Here is a 23,900-nt window from a genome sequence, read left to right as displayed (position 1 = left end):
GGACATGGCAAGGCGCCCCGTCGATGGCGGGGCGCCTGCCGCATGCAAACCCGTTACTCGAGCTCGCTCTTGATCTGCTCCTCCACGTCGCCCACTTCCGGCTCCTGGCGGATGTCGTCGGCCTCGGAGAGGTCGGGGTTGCCCATCGTCCCCTCCTCGTCCATGCGCTCGTTCTCCTCCATCATCTGCGCCGGCTCCTGGTCGAGCTCGGCGCCGGCGCGCTGCTCCTCTTCGGGAACGCGCGTCTCGTCGTCCATGTTGACGCCGGATTCGTCGTCCAGCGGCGCGTACTGCGCGTCGTCGGGCGTGACGCCGAGCTTGGCCTGCAGGTCTTCGGGCAGGTCCTGCACGTCGTAGTCGACGACGAACGTGTCGTCGTTCTCGTCCACGTCGACGTCGGCATACCGTTCCTCGAAGCGGTCGATGACCTCGTCGAGCGCCACCGCCTCGTCGCTGCGGCCGGCCTCCTCGAGGAAGTACTGCTGGGCCTGCAGCGCGCGCATGCGGTATTCGCCGGGCAGCCCCTTGGAATGCGCCACCGTGCCGACGATCTCAATGGCCTGGTTCCACATGCCCAGGTCGGCCAGCGCGCCGGCATAGACGAGGAACATCTCGGCCTTGGCGTCGCCCTGCAGCTTCTTCGCGTCGTCGGACTGCGCCAGCTCGATCGCCTTCTTCGGCTCGCCCAGGCCGCGTTCGCAGTCGGCCATGAACGGCAGGTAGTCGAGGTAGCCGTTCATGCGGAACGCCGTCTTGAACTCGCGCAGCGCCAGGCGGTAGTCGCCCTGGCGGTAGGCCACGAGCGCCAGCGTTTCGCGCGCGAAGTCGACGCGCGAGGCCTGCTTGGCGGCCCACTGCGCATGCTGCATGGCCCACGCCGGGTCGCTTTCCTCGAGGCTGAACGCGGCGAGGATGTGCAGGCCGATGTTCTCGGCGTGCTCCTTCGACAGGCCGCGCAGGCGTTCGCGCTCGTCCTTGGTCAGCATGCTCCATTCGAGGCCCGCGGGCATCTTCGGCTCGCCCGGACGGCGGTCGGTGTACGGGTTCTGCGAGGGGAAGCTCACCGTGCCGTCGGAGTTGCGATGCGACCTGGACATGTATTCATGGCGCTTCTGCTCGCGGTACTGCGCCTTCTCTTCCGGCGTGAACTCGCGGCGCTGGCCGCCGCGTTCATCGCGGGAACCGTGGTTGTTGTGCCCGCGCGGGCCACCATGGCGTTCGTCGCGGCGGTCGTCGCGGCCGAAGCGGCGCCCTTCGCCGCGCTTGCCTTCGTAGGAGCGGCCGTCGCGGTCCGACGAATAGTGGCGGTTGCCGTACGGGCGCCCGCTCTCCTCCTCGTCGCCGCGGCGCGAGGATTCACGGCGCTGGCCGTTGCCGCGCTTGAAGCCGCCGTGGCCCTGTCCGCCATGCCCCTGGCCGCCGCGGCCGGAACGCTCGCCGTCGCGCTTGCCGCCGTACGGCTTGCCGTCCTTGCCGCCGAAGCCCTTGCCGCCGCGCGGCTTGAAGCCCTTGCCGCCCCGGTTGCCGCCGTGGCCTCCCTTGCCGGGCCCCGAGCCAAACGATTTGCGGCCGCCCTGCCGGTTGCCGTGAGATCCGCGTTCCTCTGCCATGTTCGTTGTTCCTCGCAATCTGGTGTTTTTCTTGCCAGTTTACCGGCAAGCAATGCGGCGGCACGGTTTTGCGCGCTGAAGCAAAAACCGTGCCGCCTTTCGAAAGATTCGGGCCTATTCGCCCAGTTCCACGACGCCGAGCGCCTTCTTGCCGCGGCGTACGAGCGCGAACCGGCCGTGCAGGAAGTCCTGCTCGCCGAGCGTGCCGTCGACGTCCTCGACGCGTTCGTTGTTCAGGTACACGCCGCCGGACTTGATCGTCTTGCGCGCCTCGGACAGCGACTTGAACAGGCCGGCCTTGACGCCGGCCTCGGCGATCCGCTCCCCCGCCGCGGCCGGAGCGAACGAGCGCGAGCCGTCGTCGCCCTCGATCTTGAGCCCGTCGAGCGCGGCTTCGAGCGTCGCCTCGTCGATGGAGCCAAGGTCGCCGCGGCCGAACAGCGCCTGCGACGCCTCGATGGCCTGCCGGGTCGCCTCCTCGCCGTGCACGAGGCTCGTCACTTCCCATGCCAGCGCCTTCTGCGCCTCCCTGGCGCCCGGGTTCGTGCGGCTCTCCTCTACGAGCCGCTCGATCTCGGCCTTCGGCAGGAACGTGAACACCTTGAGCAGGTTCTCCATTTCGGCGTCGGGGCGGTTGAACCAGAACTGGTAGAAGCGGTACGGGCTGAGCATCTCGCCATCGAGCCACACGGCGTTGCCTTCGGACTTGCCGAACTTCTTGCCGGTCGCGTCGGTGATGATCGGGCTCGTGAAGACGTTGACGTTCTCGCCACGCACCTTGCGGATCAGGTCGAGGCCGCTGGTGAGGTTGCCCCACTGGTCGGAGCCGCCGATTTCCAGCGTCACGCCGTATTCGTCGTACAGGTGCAGGTAGTCGTTGCCCTGCAGCACCTGGTAGGAGAACTCGGTGAACGACAGGCCCTCTTCGGAGTTGACGCGGCGGGCGACGATGTCCTTCGCCAGCATCGTGCCGACGCGGAAGTTCTTGCCGACGTCGCGCAGGAAGTCGATGACGTTCATCGAGGCGGTCCAGTCGTAGTTCGATACGAACCGCACCGGGTTGTCGCCTTCGGTTTCCAGAATGCCGCCGATCTGGCCCTTGAGCCGCTCGGCCCAGCCGGCGACGGTCTCCTTGTCGTTGAGCGTGCGTTCGCCGGACTGGCGCGGGTCGCCGATCAGGCCGGTGGCGCCGCCGACGAGCGCAATCGGATGGTGGCCGGCAGCCTGCAGATGCCGCATGTTGATCAGCGCGACGAGATTGCCGATGTGCAGCGACGGCGCCGTCGGATCGAAGCCGCAATAATAGGTAATCGGCTCTCCGTCCAGCGCCTGCGCAAGCTGCTCCCGGTCGGTGGATTGGGAAAGCAGCCCGCGCCATTCCAGTTCATCAAGCACGGAGTCGAATCCGGCTTCCTTGAAGTCGATGACGTGAGCCATGGGTTACCTCTTATAAGATTTTCCAGGTGATTTCGTTCGCAAAACGGTTGCGGGAACGCCCGGTTCCCGCAACCGCCAGTCAACCAGCCACCGCCGACACCGCCGCCCGGGCCGTTATTTCAGCGACGCGGGGCTCTTGTACGCGCTGCCGTCGCTCGACGACTTGGCGAACGAACGCAGCTCCTCCACCCGCGTCTGCGCGGCCGCGATCTGCTCGCGCACGCGCAGCGGCGACGTGCCGCCCTTGCCGTTGCGCGCCGACACGGAGCCTTCCGTCGAAAGCACCGCGCGCACGCCGGGGGCGACGCTGGGGTCGAGGAAGCCGGCGAAGATGCGCTCGAAGTCGGCGTCGTCGAGGTCCCACAGCTCCACGCCGCGCGATTCCGCTTCCTTGACGCACGCGCCGGACAGTTCGTGCGCGTGGCGGAAGGGCACGCCGTTCTTGACGAGCCATTCGGCGATGTCGGTGGCCAGCGCGAAGCCGGTGGGCGCCTGCTCCTCGAGGCGCGCGCCGTCGAACTTCATCGTGCGCACCATGCCGGTGAAGGCCGGCAGCAGCACCTCGAGCGTGTCGACCTGGTCGAACACCGCTTCCTTGTCCTCCTGCAGGTCGCGCGCGTAGGCGGTCGGCAGGCCCTTGAGCGTGGCGAGCAGGCCGGTCAGGTCGCCGATGAGGCGGCCGGCCTTGCCGCGGGCGAGCTCGGCGATGTCCGGGTTCTTCTTCTGCGGCATGATCGACGAGCCGGTCGAATAGGCGTCGTCGAGCGTGACGAACGCGAATTCCTGCGTATTCCAGATGATGATCTCCTCGGCAAGCCGCGAGATGTCGACGCCGGCCATGGCGGCGACGAACGAGAATTCGGCGACGAGGTCGCGCGCGGCGGTGCCGTCGATCGAGTTGGCGGTCACTTCGGCGAAGCCCAGTTCGCGGGCGACGGCGACCGGGTCGAGGCCCAGCGTGTTGCCGGCGAGGGCGCCGGAGCCGTACGGGGACGCGTTGACGCGCTTGTCCCAGTCGACGAGGCGTTCGACGTCGCGCAGCAAGGGCCAGACGTGCGCCATGAGCTGGTGGGCCAGCAGCACCGGCTGCGCGTGCTGCATGTGGGTGCGGCCCGGCATCACCGTCTTGCCGGCGGCCTTGGCCTGCGCAATCAGGGCGTCGGCGAGGTCGAGCAGCTGGCCGGCCACGACGCGGCTCTGGCGGCGCAGCCACATGCGGATCAGGCAGGCGATCTGGTCGTTGCGCGAGCGGCCGGCGCGCAGCTTGCCGCCGAGCTCGTCGCCCGCGATGGCGATCAGGCCGCGCTCCAGCGCGGTCGCCTCGTCCTCGTCGTCCTCAATCGGCGCGAAGGCGCCGGAATCGACCTGGCGCTGCAGCTCGTCGAGCGCGTCCTCCATGCGCTGCAGCTCTTCGGCGCTCAGGTGGCCGGCGCGGCCCAGCGCGCGGGCGTGGGCGCGCGAGCCCGCGATGTCGTCGTCGGCCAGGCGCCAGTCGAACTGCGTCGATTTGCTCAGCGCGGCCAGCTCCGGCGACGGGCCGGACGAGAACCGCCCTCCCCACAGCGCCATGTGCTCGGTGTTTGCAGCTTCTTCGGCCATCCCCGTTCCTCCTGAAAGGTCGTCATCCGTCGTTGTTTTCCAAGGGAAAAGCCTAGCATTGCGCTGTGCCAACCGGGATGGTCGCTAGTCGTCCTCGAATCCGAACTGAGCGAACCCGAGCTTGCGGCTGCCATCCTCCACCTGCTTTTGCGTCGCATCCGAGAACCCTTGCGCATCCTTCGCGCTGGATTCTATTTCCAGCGTCAGCCGCACGGAACCGTTGCCGAACCTCAGCTGGTCGAGGACCTGTTCGTTGATTTTGTTGAGCAGCTTGTTGTCGATGCCGTCGCCGAGGTCCACGGTAGCGAAATACCGAATCGGCGCCGGGGCTTGCGGTTCCGCTGCCGGAGGCTGCGTTCCACAGTCGCCGGCGTTTTCCGCTTGGGATTCTCCGGAGTCATTGCCCGAAGGGTTCTCAGGCGTCTTGCGTTTGGCTTCCTCCTGCGCCTGCCTGTCCGCTTCCACCTGCGCCATTGCCGCATCCCATTGCACCAGCAGCGTCCCGTCGGTGATGGCCATCGTTGCGGTAGGCACGTCGGTCTCGCCCGGCACCGCAAGCTGGCGGAAGCGTCCCGTGGCATCGTCGCGTCCCGCCGCCAACGCGAACCGTTCATCGGCGGTAGGCACGCTGTCCTCGAGCCCATGCAGCGAATCCTCCAGCACCGCGCGGCTAACCAGCCGCGGCATGTATGGGAAGCGCGCGATGGCGTCCCACACCGCGCCGGCGGAAATGGCGCCATGCGAGAACGCCGACGCAAGATTGCCGCACACGTCCAGCCACAGCATTCCCGAATCGATGTTTTCGATGAGCAGTTCCGATGCACGCAGCTTCGTGCTGGCCCGCTGCGCCATCGATGCATCGCCGCCGCCTTCGCCGATACGTTCGGCTTCCAGCGTCACGACGCTGCCCGGCTGCTGTACCGGCACCAGGCAGGTGCCATAGGCTTTGGCGAGCCGCTCCTCCAGCGACCGTTCGTGGCGCTGCGCATTGGCTTTCGCCTGCTCGACCTGCTGTGCTGTCAGGTTCAGTTCCATCTGCTGGTCGACGATGCGCTGCCACGCCAGGTATTGGCGCGCCGCCGACTGCACGCTTTCCATCGCCGTCGTTTCGGCAGCGAGAAACAGGAGCATATTGCGGTTGACCCGCTGCGCCGTGCCGCGCGTCTGTATCGCTTCCTGCGCCCAGGCCATGCCGGCGGAATCCGCCAGCCCCCTGCGCTCCACGGTGTATCGCGGGTGCATGATGACCAGCGTGGCTTCATCGGCATCGGCCACGTCGCTTGACTGTTCGGGAGCTATCGTGACGCGCCGGAACAGGCCGGAACGCCCGCGCTGGCTTTCACGCTGCAGCCGGTCGACGATTTCACGGTCGACCCGTGCAGGGTCGTCGCGCAGGCGGTCCGCATAGTCCTTCGCCGTTTTCTGCAGCGACGGCTGCAGGCTGTAGCGGAAGCGGCCATCCTCGTTGAGGAAATACGTCGACTTCTCCTTCAGCGCCTCAAGCGCCGGAATGAAGTTGCCCGGAATGTCGGCCGGCATCGCCGTGCCCAGCCACGTGGACTTGCCGTCCACGCCCTTCGTCGCCAGCCCGGTCAGCGGCGCCGAATCGAGGAATATCGTCCGCGCGACGCGCTGCGCAAGGTGGCGGCTGCCGAACGCCGGCTTGGCGAGGTCGACGAGCGCGGCCGACGAATCCGGACCGGCGACGTCGGCCTCGATGACCGGCTTCCAGCCATCGGCCAGATACTGCGTGAACTGCGAGTTGACTTCGGCCGTTTCCAGCGGCACGTTGCCCGGCAGGATCAGCGGGTTGGCGTCGTTCGATTTCCAGAGCGCCCGGATCAGCGCGGAAACGAGCGTCAGCACGCCGCGCGTGCGCTGGAAGTTCTCCAGCGTCGACCAGTCTTCATACAGCCGGTCCAGCAGTTCGGGGTGCAGCGGATACGAGCTTCGGATGCGCTGGGCATATTCCTCCTTGCCGGCGTCGGTGGGGAACGCGCCCGGCGCCTTGCGGTACATGGCGAGGAACTGCGCCGCCGTTACGGCAATGGATTTGAGATTCTCGGCGTCCGGTTCCTCGAACAGCCGCTTGCGCACGATTTCAAAGGATTCGTCACGCGAGCTCGGGCGCCATTGGTCCGCCGTGCGCCCGACCACCTTCTGCAGCCGTTCGATGGCGATGCGCCCGTTGTCGCCGCCGGTTTCGCTGTCATGCGCCTTGCCGCTTTCCCCGGCCGGCACCGACACGACGAGCATCGAGTGGGGCGACGCGGATACGGCTTCGGTGAGCGTCTGTGCGAACGCGAATTGGTTTTCGAACGTCCCGGCCGGCAGGTCGTCGCGGCCGACGAGCTGCTGCGCATAGGCAGCCCATTCGTCGATGAGAATGAGCGCCGGACCGTACTTGGCAAGCAGGTCGCGCACGATGTAGCCGGGGTTCGTGCCGTCCAGATCGTTGGCGCGCACCATCTCATAGGCTTCGGCGCCGCCGAGCTGCCATGCCAGCTCGCCCCAGATCGTATGCACCTGCGTGCCGTCGGGCTTGACGACCGGCTTGCTGGCGTTCAATGCCGTACCGACCAAGGCGACCCTGGCCACGTCGCCCGGATGCCATTGCGGCGCCTCGACCTGCTTGACCAGTTCCTGCACCTCTCCGGACAGGTACCTGAGTTCCAGGTCGCCGAACAGGTGGTAGAGCGCGAGCAGCGAATGCGTTTTGCCGCCGCCGAAATTCGTCTGCAGGTTCACGACCGGCGAGCCTCCGCCATCGCCTACGATGCGGCGCACGGCGCGGGACAGCAGGTCCTTGAGCCCTTCGGTCAGGTAGGTGCGGTCGAAGAACATGCGCGGATCGCCATAGTCGTTGCCGGGCTTGGCAGCCTCCTTCGATACGGCGACGTCGTAGAGGTTCGCGGCGAATTGGGATGCCGCGAGCGTGCCGTTGAGCACTTCCTTATGCGGCTTGATGACCTCGCGCCAGGGTTTCAGACCCTGTTCGGGGCCGAGCTGGAACGCCTTCGTGGACTGTGCGGCACGGACTTCGCCGCTGTCGACGGTCCTGCGCAGCGTCTCCCAAAGCTTCCTGACTTCGCCGGCATGCTCGTCATCGCCGAGCGCCTTGAGCAGCAGCTCCATCGTGTTGAGCGCGCGCAGCGCATCGTCGGACGACATCGTCGTGCTGTGCGCCCACTGGTTGCGCGTTTCGCGCAGCTCGGAGGCATAGGCCTGCTGCGGCCGGGTGAGGATGCCATTGAACAGCTTGCCGAAGTCGGTGATGGCGCGCAGCATGACGGCCACGTCGTCCTTGCCGATCTGCAGCGTGCTGCCATTGCGCATGAACTGCTCGCGCTGCCATGCCTTGTCCCAGTCAGGCGTGCCGAATTTCGCGCTCATGACCTTGTCGACGGGCCCTCGCAGCCCTTCGGCCAGCACGTCGAGCCCCTTGCCGACACGTTCCTTGTTGGTCATCGCCATAATCCGCTCCCCTCGGTTTACAGGCCCAGTTCGCCCTGCGTATCCTCCAGCCCGCTGGCGTCGCGCTGCATCGCCATGTCAGCCAGATCGTCCCAGCTTTGCATCAGGTTGTTGAGCGCCAGAGCGCCTTCGACATCCCCGGCCTTGTCGGCTTCGTGGTACATGCGGAACCCGAGCATATGGACCTGGTCGAGCGACACCCGGTTGTCCAGCGCAGCCATCGCGTCGATGACGGCGTCGCCACCCTGCTTTTCGAAGATGCCGGCCAGCCGCATCAGCGCTTCCCATAGGCTGATCTGCGGATCGTGGTGCACGTCCCACTGCTCCCCGAGTTCCTTGGGAGGCAGCAGGCGCGCGTATCCGCCAGCGGTATCGAGAATGCCGCCGCGGCGCAGGCTGGCCAAGGTCGTGCCGCAACTCAGCGACAGCTGGTCGACGATGCCGGAGTCCTCCTTGCCCCAGCCGTATTGCTGGTACCAGCGGACGGCGAAGCGCGTGTCCGCGTCGTAGTCGACGTCGTCATCGCCAAGCACTTCATCCAGCGTGGCGTTGATGAGTTCCAGCGCCTTCTTGACACCCATCGCTTCCCCGTTCGCTTCGCGCACTTTCGAGAAGCGCGAATAGACGCTGATGCCCGGGCCGATGGCGGCCTGGTTCATGTCCACCGGATCGATGCCGGATGCGAGCAGCGTGGTGATGGCCGCCGACAGTTCTTGCTTGAGCAGCATGCTGAATGCACGCAGCGTCGTGGTTGGCGCATCCACAGGACGTGGACGGCAGGCAAGCACAATGGAGGAAGCCAATGAATTGGTGCCTATGCCAATCAGACGGCCGTTGCGCTCACTCCGTACAGGCCATGTAGCGGTTACTTCCCAACCGGCATTGATGAGTCCCTCGAGCAACGTGTACCAACCGCTTGAAGTTCCGTCCTTGGAATCCTTCTGCTTATAGGCGTAGTACACAGTCATCGGGATGTCGGTATTGGCGTCTTCACGCACCTTGGCAAAGACTTCGCCGAATCCCTCTTCAAAGAATTTCGCGGCTCCCTCCTTGCCGTCATGCCGGTAGGGATTGGCAACGAGTTCTTGCGCTTTCGGCGTCAGCGAGGTGCGTACCAATGACGGCACAATCGGCTCGAGCATCTTCCGGAGCCACACATAGAAGTAGTCGGACAAATCGGAATAGCCGATATTGTCATAGTATGGCGGATCGGTGGAAACAACGACGCCTGCATACGACCGAGTCATCGCATCCGCCTGCTCGACGTAGCCTCGCGGCTGTGCAGGTAGCGTCTCTACCGCACCTGAAACCCATCCGATTTGGCTCATGAAATTTCCCGCCTTGGATGAGAAGGGGTTCACCTCCGCAAAATCCCAAGCCATGGGTATGGCTTGGCGACCGAAAACATTGCGAACCAAATCTCGCGCGCTATTCCAAGTACAGATGCTTGATTCATAATCGGTTTGACGACTCACAGCGAGCGCCAAATAGACGCTGACAGCATCGGCGTAGGCTTGCGCGCCACTGCCGCCGTCATCCAGACGCTCCCCTTCCGGCATGCCGGCTGCGAGCGCGTCGGCCAGCACTTCCTCACGAATCCGCGGAATCAGATCCGCCAACGTCGTCAACGCCGTCAACTGCCGGGGCGAGAAGAGATCCTTCCACTGCTTATGCCCGTATTCCTGGACACGGAACGACAAGGCCTTTAGCGGCAAATCCTCCTGAGGAGCATCTGTTGGTTCCTTTACAGCTGCTATTTCTGCCTGATTCGAAGAAGGACTCAGGTATAAACGGCCTCCGTTCCCTTCCGCTACGATAGCAATCAGAGAGAACCCAATACGTCCTTCTTTGCCTTCCTGGCGTATGTACTTGAAATCTATCGGGGTTCCATCGATGATTGATTTCGCGCCTCGGCGATTGACCGTTCCCTCATCGTCGCCTTTCGGCCCGTTGGCATCATGGCGCACGACATAGGTAATCTCATTGCCGTTGATGACCGGTTCAATCCAAGCTTCCTTGCCTTTCTTCTTGCTCAGCCACCATGAGCGGACGAGCGGCACCTGCACCGGGTTCGCAGGGTTCGGGTTCGTTACGGTCCGTGCCCAGATCCACGCGATGACGGTGCGTTCCTGCCCTTCATCGTCGGTCACCGTGGGATAGAGATGGCCGATCTTCTCATATGCCGCATCACGCAGGCGCTGGCCATAATAGCGAATGTCGTCGGCCAAGCCGGTGCCCTTGTTGCAGGCACGGGCGCCTTCGGTCGGATGCACCGACGGCTGGTTGCAGAAACGGGAAGGAAAATCGATTTCGGCCTTATTGAGAATGACCGACAGCGGATTGAGGTCAGAGGCTACCGCATGCAGCCCAAGCCGCTGCGCTTCCAGCGGGATAGCACCCCCCCCCCGCGAACGGATCGAGGACCTTGACGTTGTCACCGCATGAGTCTGCTATCGCTTCATGCGCCTCGCGGTAGAGCCCGGCATCGTGGATGTTCTCCCACACGGCCAGCCGCTCCATGATGTCCCACAGACGCTGGCGTTCCCTGTCCTGCGCCTCCTGCGTCGGGAACCTGTCCGGATGGGCCGACGGGTCGTCGACGAGCTGTGCGAATAGCACCGACCGCGTCGTTGCCAGAGGTCGGCGCGCCCAATACAAGTGGAGCGTAGAGGGATGGCCGTGGCGAATCGACTTCTCGCGGGCCGATTCCTTGTTGATGGCCTGCAGCGGCAATCCGGTTTCGATGAGTTTCTTTACCCGGCCATCGCCGCCCATAGTCCACGCTCCCGTTGGTTGTCCTTACGCGGCGCCAATGTAACCATCCTCGTTTATTGGCGTCGCGTTTAACTTATCACGGCGCTGGAACCTGGCACCTCTCCTCGCTCCCAGAACGGCTTGAACTTTGGCGTCGCCTTGAGGAAGTCCTCGCCGAGAACGTCCCCCGCGCCAAACGGGCGCCGCACATAGCGCAGCTCATCCGCCTGGGGACCATCCGGGCTGACCTTCACCAGCGCCAGGCGGTATTGGCCGCCCATGTCGACGGCCATGCGCATCTCGGTGCGCGTAATGACGAAGTCCTGCGGTTCAGGCTCGGCAATACGGCCCTTCACCTCGATGAACAGCACATTGCCATCGGCATCCTCGGAGCGGATATCATACCCTGGGTTGTTGTGCGGCATCTCCACCGGCGCGCGGCCGGCCGCGCGTTCGGCAGCCATGACGGCAGCCACCGCGCGCTCGTCGACGAGCTGCACGTCCTTGGCATGCGCAGCAGCATCGCCTTCTTCAGCCTGCAGCATATGGCCGGGCACGATTGCCACGATGCCATGCACTACCGGGGCTGCAGGCTGCCGATGCACCGGTTCAGCCAGCTGCGCCAGCCGCTCGTTGCGGCGTGCCTCGAACTGCTCCGCTTTCTCCTGGGCATACGCCGGCCGCATCGATACGGTCCTACCTTTACGCAAGTCCTCCTTGAGTTCGTTGCATTTGCCCCACCAGAAGTTGCTTTCCGCGCTGAGCCGCCGGTCAATCTGGTCGTATTCATGGCGACGTCGGCTGTTGGCCGCCTTTTCAAGTCGTTGTGCGGCAGCTGAATCTTGGGCTTTGACGGCGCTGTCGATGCCGGCAGCGGCACCGATGCCGGAAAGCAGCGCTTCGATGCGTTCCCATTCGCCATCCGCGGGCATGGCGAAATCGGCGAGCGCCGGCGCCGCGCAAAGCCTCGCCTCACCGCCGGCGTCCCATGCCACGTAGTCGAACCGGCCGTCAACAAGCCGCCCTTCTTCGTCGGCGACGCCATGGGAAACGGCCGCGACAAACCGGACCGAGTCCGGCTGGTTCTCGGTCCTGTCGACGAATACGGCGCCTTGGTCCAGCAGGCTGCCGTACCGTTCGGCAACCAGATGGATGCACGCATCCAGCAATGGATGGCCCGGAGCGAGCAATTCGATGCCGTCGCCGGCGACGTCCGGGTCGAACGCAACGCGGCGGTAGGAGCGTGGCAACTCGCAGCCGGCGCATGAAGCTGCCTTGCGCACCCGGGCCGGAATCCGGGAAATCTCCCATAATCCGGTTTCCCGCGCATGGAAGGAAACGCCAAGCTCGCGGAACGCGGCGAACGCAAACGCGCCTACCGCGGCAGGCTGCTGGCGACGCTCCTGTTCCGACGCCAATGCGTGGCGCACGTCGCGCAAATCCGCATCCCCGAAACCGGTGACGAGAGCCCTCTCATCGGCAAGCTTGGCCAGCGATTGCACAACGCCTTCCTCAACGGCCTGCTGCAGCCGCTCGCCCTGCGCCGGCTCGTCGCCATGGCGGATTGCTTCGATCATCAGCTCGCGCAATGGCTTGCCGTCGAACGCCTTGCCGTCGCCCAGCACGTTGAACAGGCGCCCTTCGTAGGCGTTGCCGATGGTGGCGATCTTGTCGAGCAGGCGGATGTAGACGTCGCCTTCGCGCGTGTTCTTGGCCACCATGTTGAACAGGAAGCACGGCCGGCGCTGGCCGATGCGGTGGATGCGGCCGAACCGCTGTTCGATGCGGTTCGGATTCCACGGCAGGTCGTAGTTGATGACGATGTCGGCGCATTGCAGGTTGAGCCCTTCGCCAGCGGCATCCGTCGCTACGAGGATGCGCACGGACGGATCGGCCGAGAACCTTTGCTGCACGGCTTCGCGCTCGGCATGCGTCATGCCGCCGTGAATGGTCTCCACCGCTTCGGGGCGCCCCAGCAGGTTCGCGATGCGGCGCTGCAGATAGTCAAGCGTATCGCGATGCTCGGTGAATACGATCAGCTTGTGATGCTCCCCCACCTCATCCAGCACGTTGCGCTGCAGGAGGTCGGCGAGCTGCATCCATTTCGCGTCGACGCCGGATGCGCGCACGTCGCGGGCCTGCTTCACCAATGCGTCAAGCTGGCGCAGTTCGCCATCCAGTTCAGCCAGCGACGACGCCCAGGTGGCGCCGTATTCCACGTCGGACGCCTGTTCCTCCAGCCGCGTGCGCGCTTCGTCGCCGGCATTGTCCCAGCGGTCGTCGAACCGTTCCACGCTCAATGAGCCGGCAGCAGAGCCCTCGTCGGAGGAAAAGGCATCGTCAAGCGCAGCAGGATTCGCCGCTACGCGAGCGCGCAGCGAGCGCAGGCGCTCCCGGCGCCGCTCAAGCGACCGGAGGACCGCTTCGGGGCTCGATGCGAGGCGCCGCTGCAGCATCGTCAACGCGAAGCCGATGGCGTTGCCGCGGCCATTCCCGATGCTTCGGATCCGGTCGATGGCGTTGAAGCCCGTACGCACGTAAGCCGTGACGTTGCCGTACAGCGCCGCCTCTTCCTCGCTCAATTCATATGCCACGCTTTGCGCATGCCTTGGCGGGAACAGCGGTTCGCCGCCGAACGTGCGCATGTCCTCCTTGACCATGCGGCGCATCAGTCCGGCCGTGTCGGTCTGGCGATGCCGGCTTGCCGTATAGCGGCCGGCGAACCTGTCCGGATCCAGGAGGCTCATGAACAGCTGGAAGTCCTCTTCCTTGCCGGCATGCGGCGTGGCCGTCATCAGCAGCAGGTTCTCCGCAGTGGATGCCAGCACCTCCCCGAGCTTGAACCGGCTGGTGCGTTCCATGGCCCCGTCGGCGTTGCGGAATGTCGCGCTCATGCGATGGGCTTCATCGACGATGGCGATGTCCCAATGCACGTCGCGCAGCCATGCCATATAGTCGTCGTTGCGGGCAATCTGGTCCATGCGCAGGATCAGCCTCGGGCAGGCGGCAAATGGATTGGCGATGCCGCTGGCCGTTTTGGCGGCAGATGCCGCCGAAACGGCCGTCATATGCTCTGCGGCGGAAACGCCGTCGGTTTCGCTTGCCGCTGCGGCGGCCGCAAGGGACATCGTCGGCGAGAACACCATGAAATCGAGGTTGAATTTCTCATGCAGCTCTCGTTGCCATTGCTCGGCCAGGCCGCCGGGCACGACGATGGCGACTCGTTCTGCGGCGCCGCGCATGAGCATCTCCTTGATGTACAGGCCTGCCATGACGGTCTTGCCTGCACCCGGATCGTCGGCCAGCAGGAAGCGCAGAGGGACCTTGGGCAGCAAATCGTCGTACACGGCGCGAATCTGGTGCGGAAGCGGCTGGATTGCCGACGATTCCACCGCGGCCATCGGCTCGTACGCCGCAAGATTGCGCAGCCTCAACGCATCCCACGCCAGCCGGAACCCATCGTTGGACGCATGGAATCTCTTTCCTGTAGAACGGGACATTTTTACGGTCCCTATAGTTCGTAGAGACCGAGGTCCTCGGCGAGATCTCGCATCGCCAAACGCGCTTCGCGTTTCTTGTCACGCTCGATGCGTTCGGCTTCCTCCCCCGATAGCTCGACCACGGTGCCGTCTTCACGCATCAGGTACGGCGCTTTCATAGGATGAAGAACCTGCGTCATGACTGCCTCCTTCATACCAGAAGAATAGCTCATTCAGCTCGTGACCCGCGATACTCTCGGGGGCGCCCCCTTCCAGTGCGCATCCGTTGTCCCAGGCGGCATCCGCGAGGCTCAATGTAGGATTGCGGCAATCCCTAATGCAGGATTACGGTGCTTCCTGATGTAGGATTATGGCATTTTTTCAGCAGGTTCGCGGTGGGCGCTGATGCAGGAGCACGCCATTCCTGAGATGGCATGCTGCTGCTTTTCGTGGCGCTTGCCGCTGAAACGAAAAAGCCCCTCCGCGAGGTGCGGAGGGGCTGTCGAATGGCAACGGCGCAGTGGCTACTCCACGTCGTTGTCCGGCACTTCGATGCCATTGCCGAACTTCACGTCGCGCGCAGCGGCGACCTTGCTCGGCAGGCCATAGATCTCGATGAAGCCGTTGGAGGCGTTCTGGTCGAACGAATCGCCAGAATCGTAGGTGGCGAGGTTGTAGTCGTACAGCGACGAGTCGGAGCGGCGCCCGACGACGACGGCGCGGCCGCCGTGCAGCACCATGCGGATCTCGCCGGACACGTACTGCTGGGTGTCGTTGATGAACGCGTTGAGCGACTTGACGGCGGGGCTGAACCACTGCGCGTCGTAGACGAGCTCGGCCCAGCGCTTGTCGATGTCGCGCTTGATGCGGTGCTGCTCGCGCTCGAGGCACATGTTCTCGAGCTCCTTGTGCGCGGTGATCAGCGCGATGGCGCCCGGCGCTTCGTACAGCTCGCGGCTCTTGATGCCGACGAGGCGGTCCTCGATGATGTCGACGCGGCCGATGCCCTGGGCGCCGGCGCGGCGGTTCATCTCCTCGATGGCTTCAAGCGGCGTGACGTCGCGGCCGTCGATCTTGACCGGGATGCCCTGCTTGAACTCGATGACGACCTCGTCCTCGACCGGCGGGAAGTCCGGATCGTCGGTGTAGGAGTAGCAGTCCTTGGTCGGCGCGTTCCACGGATCCTCGAGGAAGCCGGTCTCGATGGCGCGGCCCCACACGTTCTGGTCGATCGAGAACGGGCTCTTCTCGGTCTGCACGATCGGCAGCTTGTGGTCGTTGGCGTAGGCGATCTCGACGTCGCGCGTCAGCGACAGGTCGCGGATCGGGCTGATGGCCTTGAGTTCGGGGTCGATCGACTGGATCGACACCTCGAAGCGCACCTGGTCGTTGCCCTTGCCGGTGCAGCCGTGGGCGATCGTGTCGGCGCCGAACTGGTGGGCGGCGCGCACGAGGTGCTTGGTGATCAGCGGGCGCGAAATGGCCGAGACGAGCGGGTACACGTCCTCGTACATGGCGTTGGCCTTGAGGGCCATCATGCAGTATTCCTCGGCGAATTCATCGCGCGCGTCGACGACATAGGCCTCGACGGCGCCGCACGCCAGCGCGCGCTCCTTGATCGTTTCCAGGCTTTCGCCACCCTGGCCGACGTCGAGCGAGACGGCGACGACGTCCTTGCCGGTGCGGTCCTTCAGGTACGGAATGGCCACCGAGGTGTCGAGGCCGCCGGAATAGGCCAGCACGATGCGGTTCTTGTCGCTCATGGTTTCCCTTTCGTTCGGTTGCGTTCGTGTCGCTCAGCAATGAGCCCCACTTTATACAACGCTCTGTATATTTATGCAAGATTTGTCCGTGGCGGCGTTTCGCGCCCGGCTAGGCGATGTTGAGCAGCCAGTCCGCGCGCCGGGCCGCCACGTCGTCGCTTGCGCAGATGATCATGACGGTATCGTCGCCGGCGATGGTGCCCAGCACCCCGTCCGCCGACTGCCGGTCGACGACGGAGCCGACGTACTGCGCGGCGCCGCTCGACGTGTGCACGACGACGAGGTTGTTCGCCCGCGCCACCGACGTCACCAGCCCCGACAGCACGCGCGCCGTGTGGGCGTCGGCCTTCCCGTCGCCGTCGGCGCCCTCCGGCTCGCGGTCGGCGAGCGTGTAGGCGACGGCGCCGTCTGCCAGGCGCGTCTTCACGGCGCCCATTTCGTCCAGGTCGCGGCTCAGCGTCGCCTGCGTCACCTCGATGCCCTGCGAGGCGAGGATGTCGGACAGCTGCGACTGCGACGTGACGACGTGGGCCTCCAGCGCCTGCTCGATGGCGCTCAGCCTGGCCGTGCGCGTCGCCGGGCGGCGCCGGGGCGTCGACTCCGCCCCGGACGCCGCCGTGGTTGCTTCGGCGGTCATTACTTCAGCAGGCTTTCGTCGCCGCGCTGCTGGCCGATCAGCCAGGTGAGCAGCGCCTTCTGGGCGTGCAGGCGGTTTTCGGCTTCGTCCCACACCACCGACTGCGGCCCGTCGATGACCTCGGCGGTCACCTCCTTGCCGCGGTACGCCGGCAGGCAGTGCTGGAACAGCGCGTCGGGCTTGGCCAGCGCCATGAGCTCGGCATTGACCTGGTAGGGCCAGAACGGCTTGGAGCGCACGTCGTATTCGCCTTCCTCGCCCATCGACACCCACGTATCGGTGAACACGCAGTCGGCGTCCTTCACCGCTTCGGCGGCGTCGGTCGTCACGAGGATCGAGCCGCCGTTTTCGGCGGCGAGGCGCTCGGCGTCCGCCACGATCTGCGGATCCGGCAGGAAGCCCTGCGGGCCGGCGACGCGCACATGCATGCCGGCGACGGCGCCGGCAAGCAGGTACGAATTGGCCATGTTGTTGGCCGCGTCGCCGAGGTAGGCGATCGTCATGCCTTCCAGCGCGTCCACGCCGCCCTTGTGCTGCGCGATCGTCAGGAAGTCGGCGAGCACCTGGCACGGGTGGAATTCGTCGGTCAGCGCGTTGACGACCGGTACCGTGGCGTACTTCGCCATCTCCTCGACGCGATCCTGGCCGAACGTGCGCCAGACGATGCCGTACGCCATGCGGGTAAGCACGCGCGCGGTGTCGGCGACCGGCTCGCCGCGGCCCAGCTGGGAGCCGGACTTGTCGATGACCAGCGGGTAGCCGCCCAGTTCCGCCACGCCGATCGAGAAGCTGGAGCGGGTGCGGGTGCTCGGCTTGTCGAAGAGCACGGCGACGCCCTGCGGCCCGGCAAACGGCTGGTGGTAAAAGCGGTCCTCGCGGAATTTCATTCCGAGTTCGAGGATCTGCTTCTGTTCCTCGTGGTTCACGTCGTCGTCGCGCAGCATGTGGCGCAGCGTTCCGGCCATGGTGCCTCCTTCGGCTTGGGTTTGGGGTTGGGTTGGGTTATGGATTCAAGATTTTTTTTCGGCTCAGTCGAGCTTGAGATCGGCGGGGACCTTCGCGAGGATCGCGACGGCTTCGTCGACTTCCTGCGCCGTCACGACCAGCGGCGGCGCCAGGCGGATGGCGTCGGGGGCGACGGCGTTGACGATCAGGCCGTGCTCGAGGCACCATTCCATCGCCGCGTGGGCGCAGGGGCGCTTGAGCAGCACGGCGTTGAGCAGGCCGCGGCCGCGCACACCGGCGAACAGCGGGTTGCCGCATGCGCCGATCGCCGCGCGCAGCTGCTCGCCGCGCGCTTCGGCGTTGGCGACGAGATCCTCGGACTCGATGACGTCGAGCGTAGCCAGCGCGGCGGCCGCGCCCAGCGGGTTGCCGGCGAACGTCGAGCCGTGCGAGCCGGGGGTGAACAGGCCCGAGACTTCCGGGCCGAAGGCGATGATGCCGCCCATCGGGAAGCCGCCGGCGACGCCCTTGGCGAAGCTGACGACGTCGGGCGTCACTCCCCCGAGGTCCTCGCGCTGGAACGCGAACCACGAGCCGGTGCGGCCGATGCCGGTCTGCACCTCGTCGACGATGAGCAGCGCGCCGTGCTCGTCGCACAGCTTGCGCACGCCCTGCACATAGCAGGGGTCCATCGGCAGCACGCCGGCCTCGCCCTGCACGAGCTCCATGATGACGGCGGCGACCGGCCCGCGGGCGTAGGGGCCCTGGCCGGTTTCGGCGAACGCGTCGTGCATCGCCTGGAGGTCGCCTGCCTCGACGAATTCGACGTTCGGCACGAGCGGCTCGAACGGCTTGCGGATCGCCGGCTTCCAGGTCGCCGACAGCGCGCCCATCGTGCGGCCGTGGAAGCCGTGGGTCAGCGCGATGATGCGCGCCGGCTTGCCGCCGATGTCCGGCAGCGCCCCGGCCATCGTGTCGCCGTGCAGCTTGGCGAGCTTGAGCGCCGCCTCGTTGGCTTCGGCGCCCGAGTTGGCGAAGTAGACGTGCGAGCCTTCCGGTGCGCCGGCCAGCTTGACGAGCCGTTCGGCCAGCTCGATCTGCACCGGCGTGGCGAAGTAGTTGCTCACGTGGGCGCACTTGGCGGCCTGCTCGGAAACGGCCTTGACCCACGCCGGGTTGGCGTATCCGATGGCGTTGACGGCGATGCCCGCCAGGAAGTCGAGGTATTCGTTGCCGTCGACGTCCCAGATGCGGGTGCCCTTGCCATGGTCCATCACCCGCAGCGGCTTGCCGAATACGTTCATGTGGACCTGCTCGTATTCATCGAGCCAGGTTTCGTTGTTCGTGGCCATTGCGGCCCTCCTTTGGTTGCCTGCCGTTTGGTTCGCGGCCGTGCTATTTCCTGCCGTAGTCGCCGCGCATCTCGACGCCGATGCCCGGCTCGATCATCGTGCCGATGCCGTCGGTGGTGAAGATCTCGTTGAGGATCGAGTGCGGCTTGCGGCCGTCGATGATGTGCGCCTGCTGCACGCCGCCGTCGATGGCGCGGATGCATGCCTCCATTTTCGGCCGCATCCCCGACTCGAGGTCCGGCATCAGCCGGCGCAGGTCCTCGACGCCGATGCGCCCGACGAGCGAGTTGCGGTCCGGCCAGTCGGCGTACAGGCCGTCGACGTCGGTGAGGATGACGAGCTTCTGCGCGCCCAGGGCCGACGCGAGGGCGCCGGCGGCCGAATCCGCGTTGACGTTGAGCACTTCGGTGGCGTCGTCCTCGTTCGGGGCCACCGACGAGACGACCGGGATGCGCCCGGCGTTGATGAGGTCCTCGACGGCCGAGGCGTCGACGCCGACGACGTCGCCGACCAGGCCGATGTCGGTGGGCTTGCCGTCGATGACGGGCTTGCGCTGCGTGGCGGAGAACAGCGCGCCGTCCTCGCCCGACAGGCCGACGGCGAACGGGCCGTGGGCGTTGATCAGGCCGACGAGCTCGCGCGACACCTTGCCGGTGAGCACCATGCGCACGACGTCCATCGCCTCGGGGGTGGTGACGCGCAGGCCGCCGCGGAATTCGGAATGGATGCCCAACGCCTTGAGCATGTGGGAGATCTGCGGGCCTCCCCCATGCACGACGACCGGGTGCATGCCGACCTGGCGCAGGAACACCATGTCCTCGGCGAACGCGGCCTTGAGCTTGTCGTCGACCATCGCGTTGCCGCCGTACTTGACGACGATGCGCTGGCCGGCGAACTCCTCGAGCCACGGCAGCGCCTCGATCAGCACTTCGGCCTTCTGTTCGGCGGTCAGGTCGGTATGGACGTCCAGATGGTACCCGGGACCGCGCAGCGGCCCGCGCCCGTCATTGCCTTCGTATTGCATGGCGCTTCGTTCAGCTTTCGTAGTCGGCGTTGATGTGCACGTATTCATGGGTCAGGTCGTCGGTCCACACGGTGGCGCGTTCGCTTCCGGCCTTCAGGTCGATGTCGATGACGATGGCGCGCGGCGTCATGTCGACCTCGCTGCGGTCGGCGCCGGGCTTGCCGCCGTCGCAGATGCGCACGCCGTTGACGTCGACGGTCACGTCGTCGGGGTTGTACGGGGCGACGTCGGCGGGAACGGTGCCCAGCGACGAGACGATGCGCCCCCAGTTGGGGTCGTTGCCGGAGATGGCGCACTTGAGCAGGTTCGAGGCGGCCACGGCGCGCCCGCATGCCAGCGCGGCGTCGACGCTCGTGGCGCCGGCCACGTTGATCTCGATCGTGTGGCTCGAGCCTTCGCCGTCGCCGACGATCTGCTGCGACAGCGACGCGCAGCACTCGGCCACCATGCGGTTGAACTCGTCCGGGTCCGGCTCGACGCCGCTGGCGCCGGAGGCGAGCAGCAGCACCGTGTCGTTCGTCGACATGCAGCCGTCGACGTCGATGCGGTTGAACGTCGTGTCGCACGCCTGGCACAGCGCCGCCTGGCACTGTCCGGCCGACACGACGGCGTCGGTCGTGATGACGCACAGCATCGTCGCCAGCTGCGGGGCGATCATCCCCGAGCCCTTGACCATGCCGCCGATGCGGTAGCCGGCCTCGCTGGAGGCCGCCACCGTCTTGGGCTTCGTGTCGGTGGTCATGATCGCGTGCGCGGCGTCGTCCCCGGCCTGCTCGCTGGCCTCGATGGCCGCGTAGGCGTCCCTGGCGCCGGCGAGCACCTTGTCCAGCGGCAGCAGCTCGCCGATCAGCCCGGTGGAGCACACGGCGACGTCGTTCGCCTCGCAGCCGACGAGGCCGGCCACGCAGGCCGCGCTTTCCTCGCTCTGGCGGTACCCTTCGGCGCCGGTGCAGGCGTTGGCGCCGCCCGAGTTGAGCAGCACGGCCTTGACGTGGCCGTTGGCGACGGCCTTGCGCGACCACTGCACCGGCGCGGCGCAGAAGCGGTTGGCGGTGAAGACGCCGGCCCCGGCGTCCAGCGGGCCTTCGTTGACGACCAGCGCGAGGTCCTTCTTGCCGTCGACGGCGGAAATGCCGGCCCTGACGCCGGCCGCTGCGAATCCCTTGGCGAACGTTACTGTCACGGTGCCACTCCAATCTTGGTCAATCCTGCGTTTTCTTCAAGCCCCATCGCGAGGTTGAGCGATTCGACGGCCTGCCCGGCGGTGCCGCGGTTGAGGTTGTCGATCGCCGCGAACGCATGGAGGCGGCCCGAATGGCGGTCGATGGCGATCTGCACGTCGGCGGCGTTCGAACCGAGCACGTTCTGCGTTGCCGGCATCATCCCCTCCGGCAGCAGGCTGATGAAATACTGCCCGTCGTAGGCGCGGCTCCAGGCGGCGCGGATCTCGCCGTCCGACAGCTCCAGCGCTTCGGGCGTCAGCGCGGCGCTGACCGAGGCGAGGATGCCGCGGGACATCGGCGCCAGGATCGGCGTGAACGCGAGCGTGAAATCTTGACTCCCTTCGGCGTCCCGGCCGGCGGCGTGCGCGAAGTTCTGCAGGATCTCCGGAATGTGCCGGTGCGTGCCGCCCACCGAATACGGCACGGCGGAGTTGATGGCTTCGGCGGCCAGCAGGTTCGTGCGCTTGAGCGCCTTGCCGGCTCCCGAATAGCCGACGACGAGGTCGGCGACGATGGTCTTGGGGTCGATGAAGCCCTCGGCGATGGCCGGCTGCAGGGCCAGCGTCGTGGCGGTGACGTTGCAGCCGGGGCCGGCGATGCGCTTGGCGCCCGCCAGCTGTTCGCGCTGGTAGCGGTACGAGCCGCCGGCGTCCTTGCCGACGATCAGTTCGGGCATGCCGTACGTCCAGTGCGGGAAGAACTCGCCGCCGTAGTAGGCATCCCAGGCGTCCTTGCTCTCGAGGCGGTGGTCGGCGCCCAGGTCGACGACGACGGCATCGGGGTCGAGCTGCGCCGCCAGCGCGCCGGACGCGCCGTGCGGCAGCGCGAGGATGACGACGTCGTGCCCGGCGAGCGTTTCGGGCGTCGTATCCTCGACGACCATGTCGGCGAGCTGCGGGATGTGCGGCATGAATTCGCCGAGCTTCCTGCCGGCGGACGAATGACCGGCCACGCACGTGACCTTGAAATCGGGGTGCGCGGCGAGGATCCGCAGCGCCTCCCCTCCTGCGTAGCCGGTCGCCCCGGCCACGGCAACGCTATATTGCTCCATCAATCGCTCCCATCCATCGTGGTATGCACACACAGTATACACATTATGCAGACCAATGTATAATATTCATCACACTTCGGACGTCCGCCTGTCGAAACGGGAATGGCCGGACGGCTGTCGCGGCGGCAAAGCAAAGGCCCCGCCGTATGATGGCGGGGCCTGGAAAAGAGCGGGACCCGCAGCTGCGCGGGCCTGCGGGAAACGCCTGCTAGGCTTGCGTCCCTCCGCCGTTTTCGTATTGCTGGAGCATCTGCATCATCTGGCTGTACAGGTCGGAGGAGCTCACGCCGTTCTTCATCATCCAGAAATAGAAGATCGTATACAGCACGTTGATGATGACGGCGGCCAGCGCCAGCCCCCAGCCCTTCATATGGAACGTCTTCGTGCGCCACATGCCGATGCCGCCGATGATCGCCGGGAAGATCGGCAGCGGCAGCAGCAGCGCGAAGATGAACGCGATGATCGAGTTCGAATCCCAGTGCCCGTACAGCGGGTTCTGGTTGGGGTCGTTGACGTCGACGCGCCCGATATAGCGCGGCGTGTGCCCGTCTGCAGGCTGTCCGTTCGGCCCGTACTGGCCGTTGCCGTACTGCTGGCCGTTGAAGCCGGCCTGCGGGTTGTAGGGCTGGCCGTACGGCTGCCCGTTGTTCTGCTCGTTCTGGCCGTTCGGCATGCCCTGCCCGTTGGGATTGCCAAAGCCGTAGGGGTTGAAGAACGGCCATCCCTGGTAGCCGCCGTTCTGGCCGTTGGAGGCGTTGGGGTTGCCGTTGGCGCCGTACTGGCCCTGCTGGCCGTTGTTCTGCGGGTTCTGCCCGTTCTGGCCGTTGACCGGACCGCCGAATCCGAACGGATTGAAGAAGTTGCCGCCGTTGCCGTTGCCATTCTGCGCGGCTGCGCCGTTCGGCTGCTGGCCCTGCTGCGCGGCCGCCGCCTGCGCAGGGTCCTGCTTGGGCGCTTCCGGCTCCGGCTTGCCGAACAGGTACGGATTGTAGTCGGCGCCGAAATCGCTGGCCTTCGCGCCGTAGGCGAGGTCCGCGTTGCCGTCGCCGGCGGACGCGCCGCTCGCTTCGGACGCGTTGAGCTCGTCGGCGGAATGAATCTCCTCCTGATGGCGGTGCGCACTGGCCACGAGCGCGTCGGATTGCTTCTCGGCGTCGGCGACGTCGACGGCGGCCGCGTAGACGCCGTAGTCCGGCGCCTTCTTGAAGTCCTTGCCGTCGAAATGCTCATACGGGTCGACGCTGATGTCGGTGCGGTTCGGGTCGTCGGCGACGGCGATCGATTCCGACACGACGTCGCGTTCCTGCGCCTGCGGGGGCGCCGGGGGCGCAGGAGCCGCGCCATCGGCGCCGGCACCGGCTGCGCCGGCGGAAGCGCCCGAAGCGGAAGCGTCCGGCGTGGCTTCGTCGCGCATGACGCCGCCGCCGAGCAGTTCCGGCACCGTCAGGTTCGCGAGGTTCTCATGAAGGGACGGCGGCTCCGGAGCGGCGTGTCGCGGCCGGCGCGGCGCCGGGTCGATCGGGGTGGGCTGTTCCGGTTCTGTCATTGCTGT

General features: G+C 66.1%; 16 protein-coding genes. All 16 read right to left on the bottom strand.

The window, feature by feature from the left end; all coding sequences use genetic code 11:
- Positions 1-53 precede the first annotated feature (53 nt).
- The 16 genes from AC1AXT_RS03890 to AC1AXT_RS03815 all read right to left on the bottom strand — a co-directional run bounded on the left by AC1AXT_RS03890 (position 54) and on the right by AC1AXT_RS03815 (position 23,894).
- Positions 54-1,610, bottom strand: a complete 1,557-nt coding sequence (locus AC1AXT_RS03890) for a helicase (RefSeq protein WP_476539340.1) — start codon at positions 1,608-1,610, stop codon at positions 54-56.
- 114 nt (positions 1,611-1,724) lie between these two features.
- Positions 1,725-3,047 carry a tyrosine--tRNA ligase gene (gene tyrS, locus AC1AXT_RS03885; RefSeq protein WP_476539339.1) on the bottom strand — a complete coding sequence of 441 codons (1,323 nt, stop codon included), beginning with the start codon at positions 3,045-3,047 and terminating at the stop codon, positions 1,725-1,727.
- Positions 3,048-3,161: 114 nt separating this feature from the next.
- A complete protein-coding gene (argH, locus tag AC1AXT_RS03880; protein WP_476539337.1) occupies positions 3,162-4,646 on the bottom strand; it encodes an argininosuccinate lyase in 1,485 nt (494 codons plus the stop codon).
- Between the two features lie 84 nt (positions 4,647-4,730).
- Positions 4,731-8,120 (bottom strand): DUF499 domain-containing protein, encoded by a 3,390-nt coding sequence (locus AC1AXT_RS03875; protein ID WP_476539335.1) that lies wholly within the window; start codon positions 8,118-8,120, stop codon positions 4,731-4,733.
- A gap of 17 nt (positions 8,121-8,137) precedes the next feature.
- On the bottom strand, positions 8,138-10,558 hold the full coding sequence (locus tag AC1AXT_RS03870; protein WP_476552831.1) for a DUF1156 domain-containing protein: 2,421 nt from the start codon (positions 10,556-10,558) through the stop codon (positions 8,138-8,140).
- Entirely contained in the window at positions 10,467-10,895 is a 429-nt protein-coding gene (locus AC1AXT_RS03865) for a DUF1156 domain-containing protein (protein ID WP_476552833.1), read from the bottom strand. Before AC1AXT_RS03865 ends, AC1AXT_RS03870 begins: the two co-directional genes overlap by 92 nt.
- Before the next feature lie 68 nt (positions 10,896-10,963).
- Entirely contained in the window at positions 10,964-14,374 is a 3,411-nt protein-coding gene (locus tag AC1AXT_RS03860) for a helicase-related protein (protein ID WP_476539331.1), read from the bottom strand.
- Between the two features lie 11 nt (positions 14,375-14,385).
- Complete coding sequence (locus AC1AXT_RS03855) at positions 14,386-14,553, bottom strand: hypothetical protein (protein WP_476539330.1); 168 nt, start codon at positions 14,551-14,553, stop codon at positions 14,386-14,388.
- A gap of 324 nt (positions 14,554-14,877) precedes the next feature.
- The gene (locus AC1AXT_RS03850) at positions 14,878-16,116 is read right to left on the bottom strand and encodes an argininosuccinate synthase (RefSeq protein ID WP_476539329.1); all 1,239 of its coding nucleotides are present in this window, start codon (positions 16,114-16,116) and stop codon (positions 14,878-14,880) included.
- Between the two features lie 109 nt (positions 16,117-16,225).
- A complete protein-coding gene (gene argR / locus AC1AXT_RS03845; protein ID WP_476539327.1) occupies positions 16,226-16,753 on the bottom strand; it encodes an arginine repressor in 528 nt (175 codons plus the stop codon).
- A complete protein-coding gene (gene argF / locus AC1AXT_RS03840; protein ID WP_476539325.1) occupies positions 16,753-17,718 on the bottom strand; it encodes an ornithine carbamoyltransferase in 966 nt (321 codons plus the stop codon). The genes argR and argF overlap by 1 nt, the downstream gene beginning before the upstream one ends.
- Before the next feature lie 63 nt (positions 17,719-17,781).
- Positions 17,782-19,050 carry an acetylornithine transaminase gene (locus AC1AXT_RS03835; protein ID WP_476539323.1) on the bottom strand — a complete coding sequence of 423 codons (1,269 nt, stop codon included), beginning with the start codon at positions 19,048-19,050 and terminating at the stop codon, positions 17,782-17,784.
- 43 nt (positions 19,051-19,093) lie between these two features.
- Complete coding sequence (gene argB, locus AC1AXT_RS03830; protein WP_476539322.1) at positions 19,094-20,074, bottom strand: acetylglutamate kinase; 981 nt, start codon at positions 20,072-20,074, stop codon at positions 19,094-19,096.
- Positions 20,075-20,084: 10 nt separating this feature from the next.
- Positions 20,085-21,257 carry a bifunctional glutamate N-acetyltransferase/amino-acid acetyltransferase ArgJ gene (gene argJ, locus AC1AXT_RS03825; RefSeq protein ID WP_476539320.1) on the bottom strand — a complete coding sequence of 391 codons (1,173 nt, stop codon included), beginning with the start codon at positions 21,255-21,257 and terminating at the stop codon, positions 20,085-20,087.
- The gene (gene argC / locus AC1AXT_RS03820; RefSeq protein WP_476539318.1) at positions 21,254-22,348 is read right to left on the bottom strand and encodes an N-acetyl-gamma-glutamyl-phosphate reductase; all 1,095 of its coding nucleotides are present in this window, start codon (positions 22,346-22,348) and stop codon (positions 21,254-21,256) included. The genes argJ and argC overlap by 4 nt, the downstream gene beginning before the upstream one ends.
- 208 nt (positions 22,349-22,556) lie before the next feature.
- Entirely contained in the window at positions 22,557-23,894 is a 1,338-nt protein-coding gene (locus tag AC1AXT_RS03815; RefSeq protein ID WP_476539316.1) for a hypothetical protein, read from the bottom strand.
- Positions 23,895-23,900 lie beyond the last annotated feature (6 nt).

The sequence above is a fragment of the Bifidobacterium sp. LH_450 genome (assembly GCF_056356715.1).
The sequence above is the reverse complement of the archived record's forward strand: the minus strand, read 5'-3'. Positions and strand labels throughout refer to the sequence as shown.

Excerpts from the sequence above, each read along its gene's own strand:
- AC1AXT_RS03890 (WP_476539340.1), bottom strand. The coding sequence starts at position 1,610 with ATGGCAGAGGAACGCGGATCTCACGGCAACCGGCAGGGCGGCCGCAAA.
- tyrS (WP_476539339.1), bottom strand. The coding sequence starts at position 3,047 with ATGGCTCACGTCATCGACTTCAAGGAAGCCGGATTCGACTCCGTGCTT.
- argH (WP_476539337.1), bottom strand. The coding sequence starts at position 4,646 with ATGGCCGAAGAAGCTGCAAACACCGAGCACATGGCGCTGTGGGGAGGG.
- AC1AXT_RS03875 (WP_476539335.1), bottom strand. The coding sequence starts at position 8,120 with ATGGCGATGACCAACAAGGAACGTGTCGGCAAGGGGCTCGACGTGCTG.
- AC1AXT_RS03865 (WP_476552833.1), bottom strand. The coding sequence starts at position 10,895 with ATGGGCGGCGATGGCCGGGTAAAGAAACTCATCGAAACCGGATTGCCG.
- AC1AXT_RS03860 (WP_476539331.1), bottom strand. The coding sequence starts at position 14,374 with ATGTCCCGTTCTACAGGAAAGAGATTCCATGCGTCCAACGATGGGTTC.
- AC1AXT_RS03855 (WP_476539330.1), bottom strand. The coding sequence starts at position 14,553 with ATGACGCAGGTTCTTCATCCTATGAAAGCGCCGTACCTGATGCGTGAA.
- AC1AXT_RS03850 (WP_476539329.1), bottom strand. The coding sequence starts at position 16,116 with ATGAGCGACAAGAACCGCATCGTGCTGGCCTATTCCGGCGGCCTCGAC.
- argR (WP_476539327.1), bottom strand. The coding sequence starts at position 16,753 with ATGACCGCCGAAGCAACCACGGCGGCGTCCGGGGCGGAGTCGACGCCC.
- argF (WP_476539325.1), bottom strand. The coding sequence starts at position 17,718 with ATGGCCGGAACGCTGCGCCACATGCTGCGCGACGACGACGTGAACCAC.
- AC1AXT_RS03835 (WP_476539323.1), bottom strand. The coding sequence starts at position 19,050 with ATGGCCACGAACAACGAAACCTGGCTCGATGAATACGAGCAGGTCCAC.
- argB (WP_476539322.1), bottom strand. The coding sequence starts at position 20,074 with ATGCAATACGAAGGCAATGACGGGCGCGGGCCGCTGCGCGGTCCCGGG.
- argC (WP_476539318.1), bottom strand. The coding sequence starts at position 22,348 with ATGGAGCAATATAGCGTTGCCGTGGCCGGGGCGACCGGCTACGCAGGA.
- AC1AXT_RS03815 (WP_476539316.1), bottom strand. The coding sequence starts at position 23,894 with ATGACAGAACCGGAACAGCCCACCCCGATCGACCCGGCGCCGCGCCGG.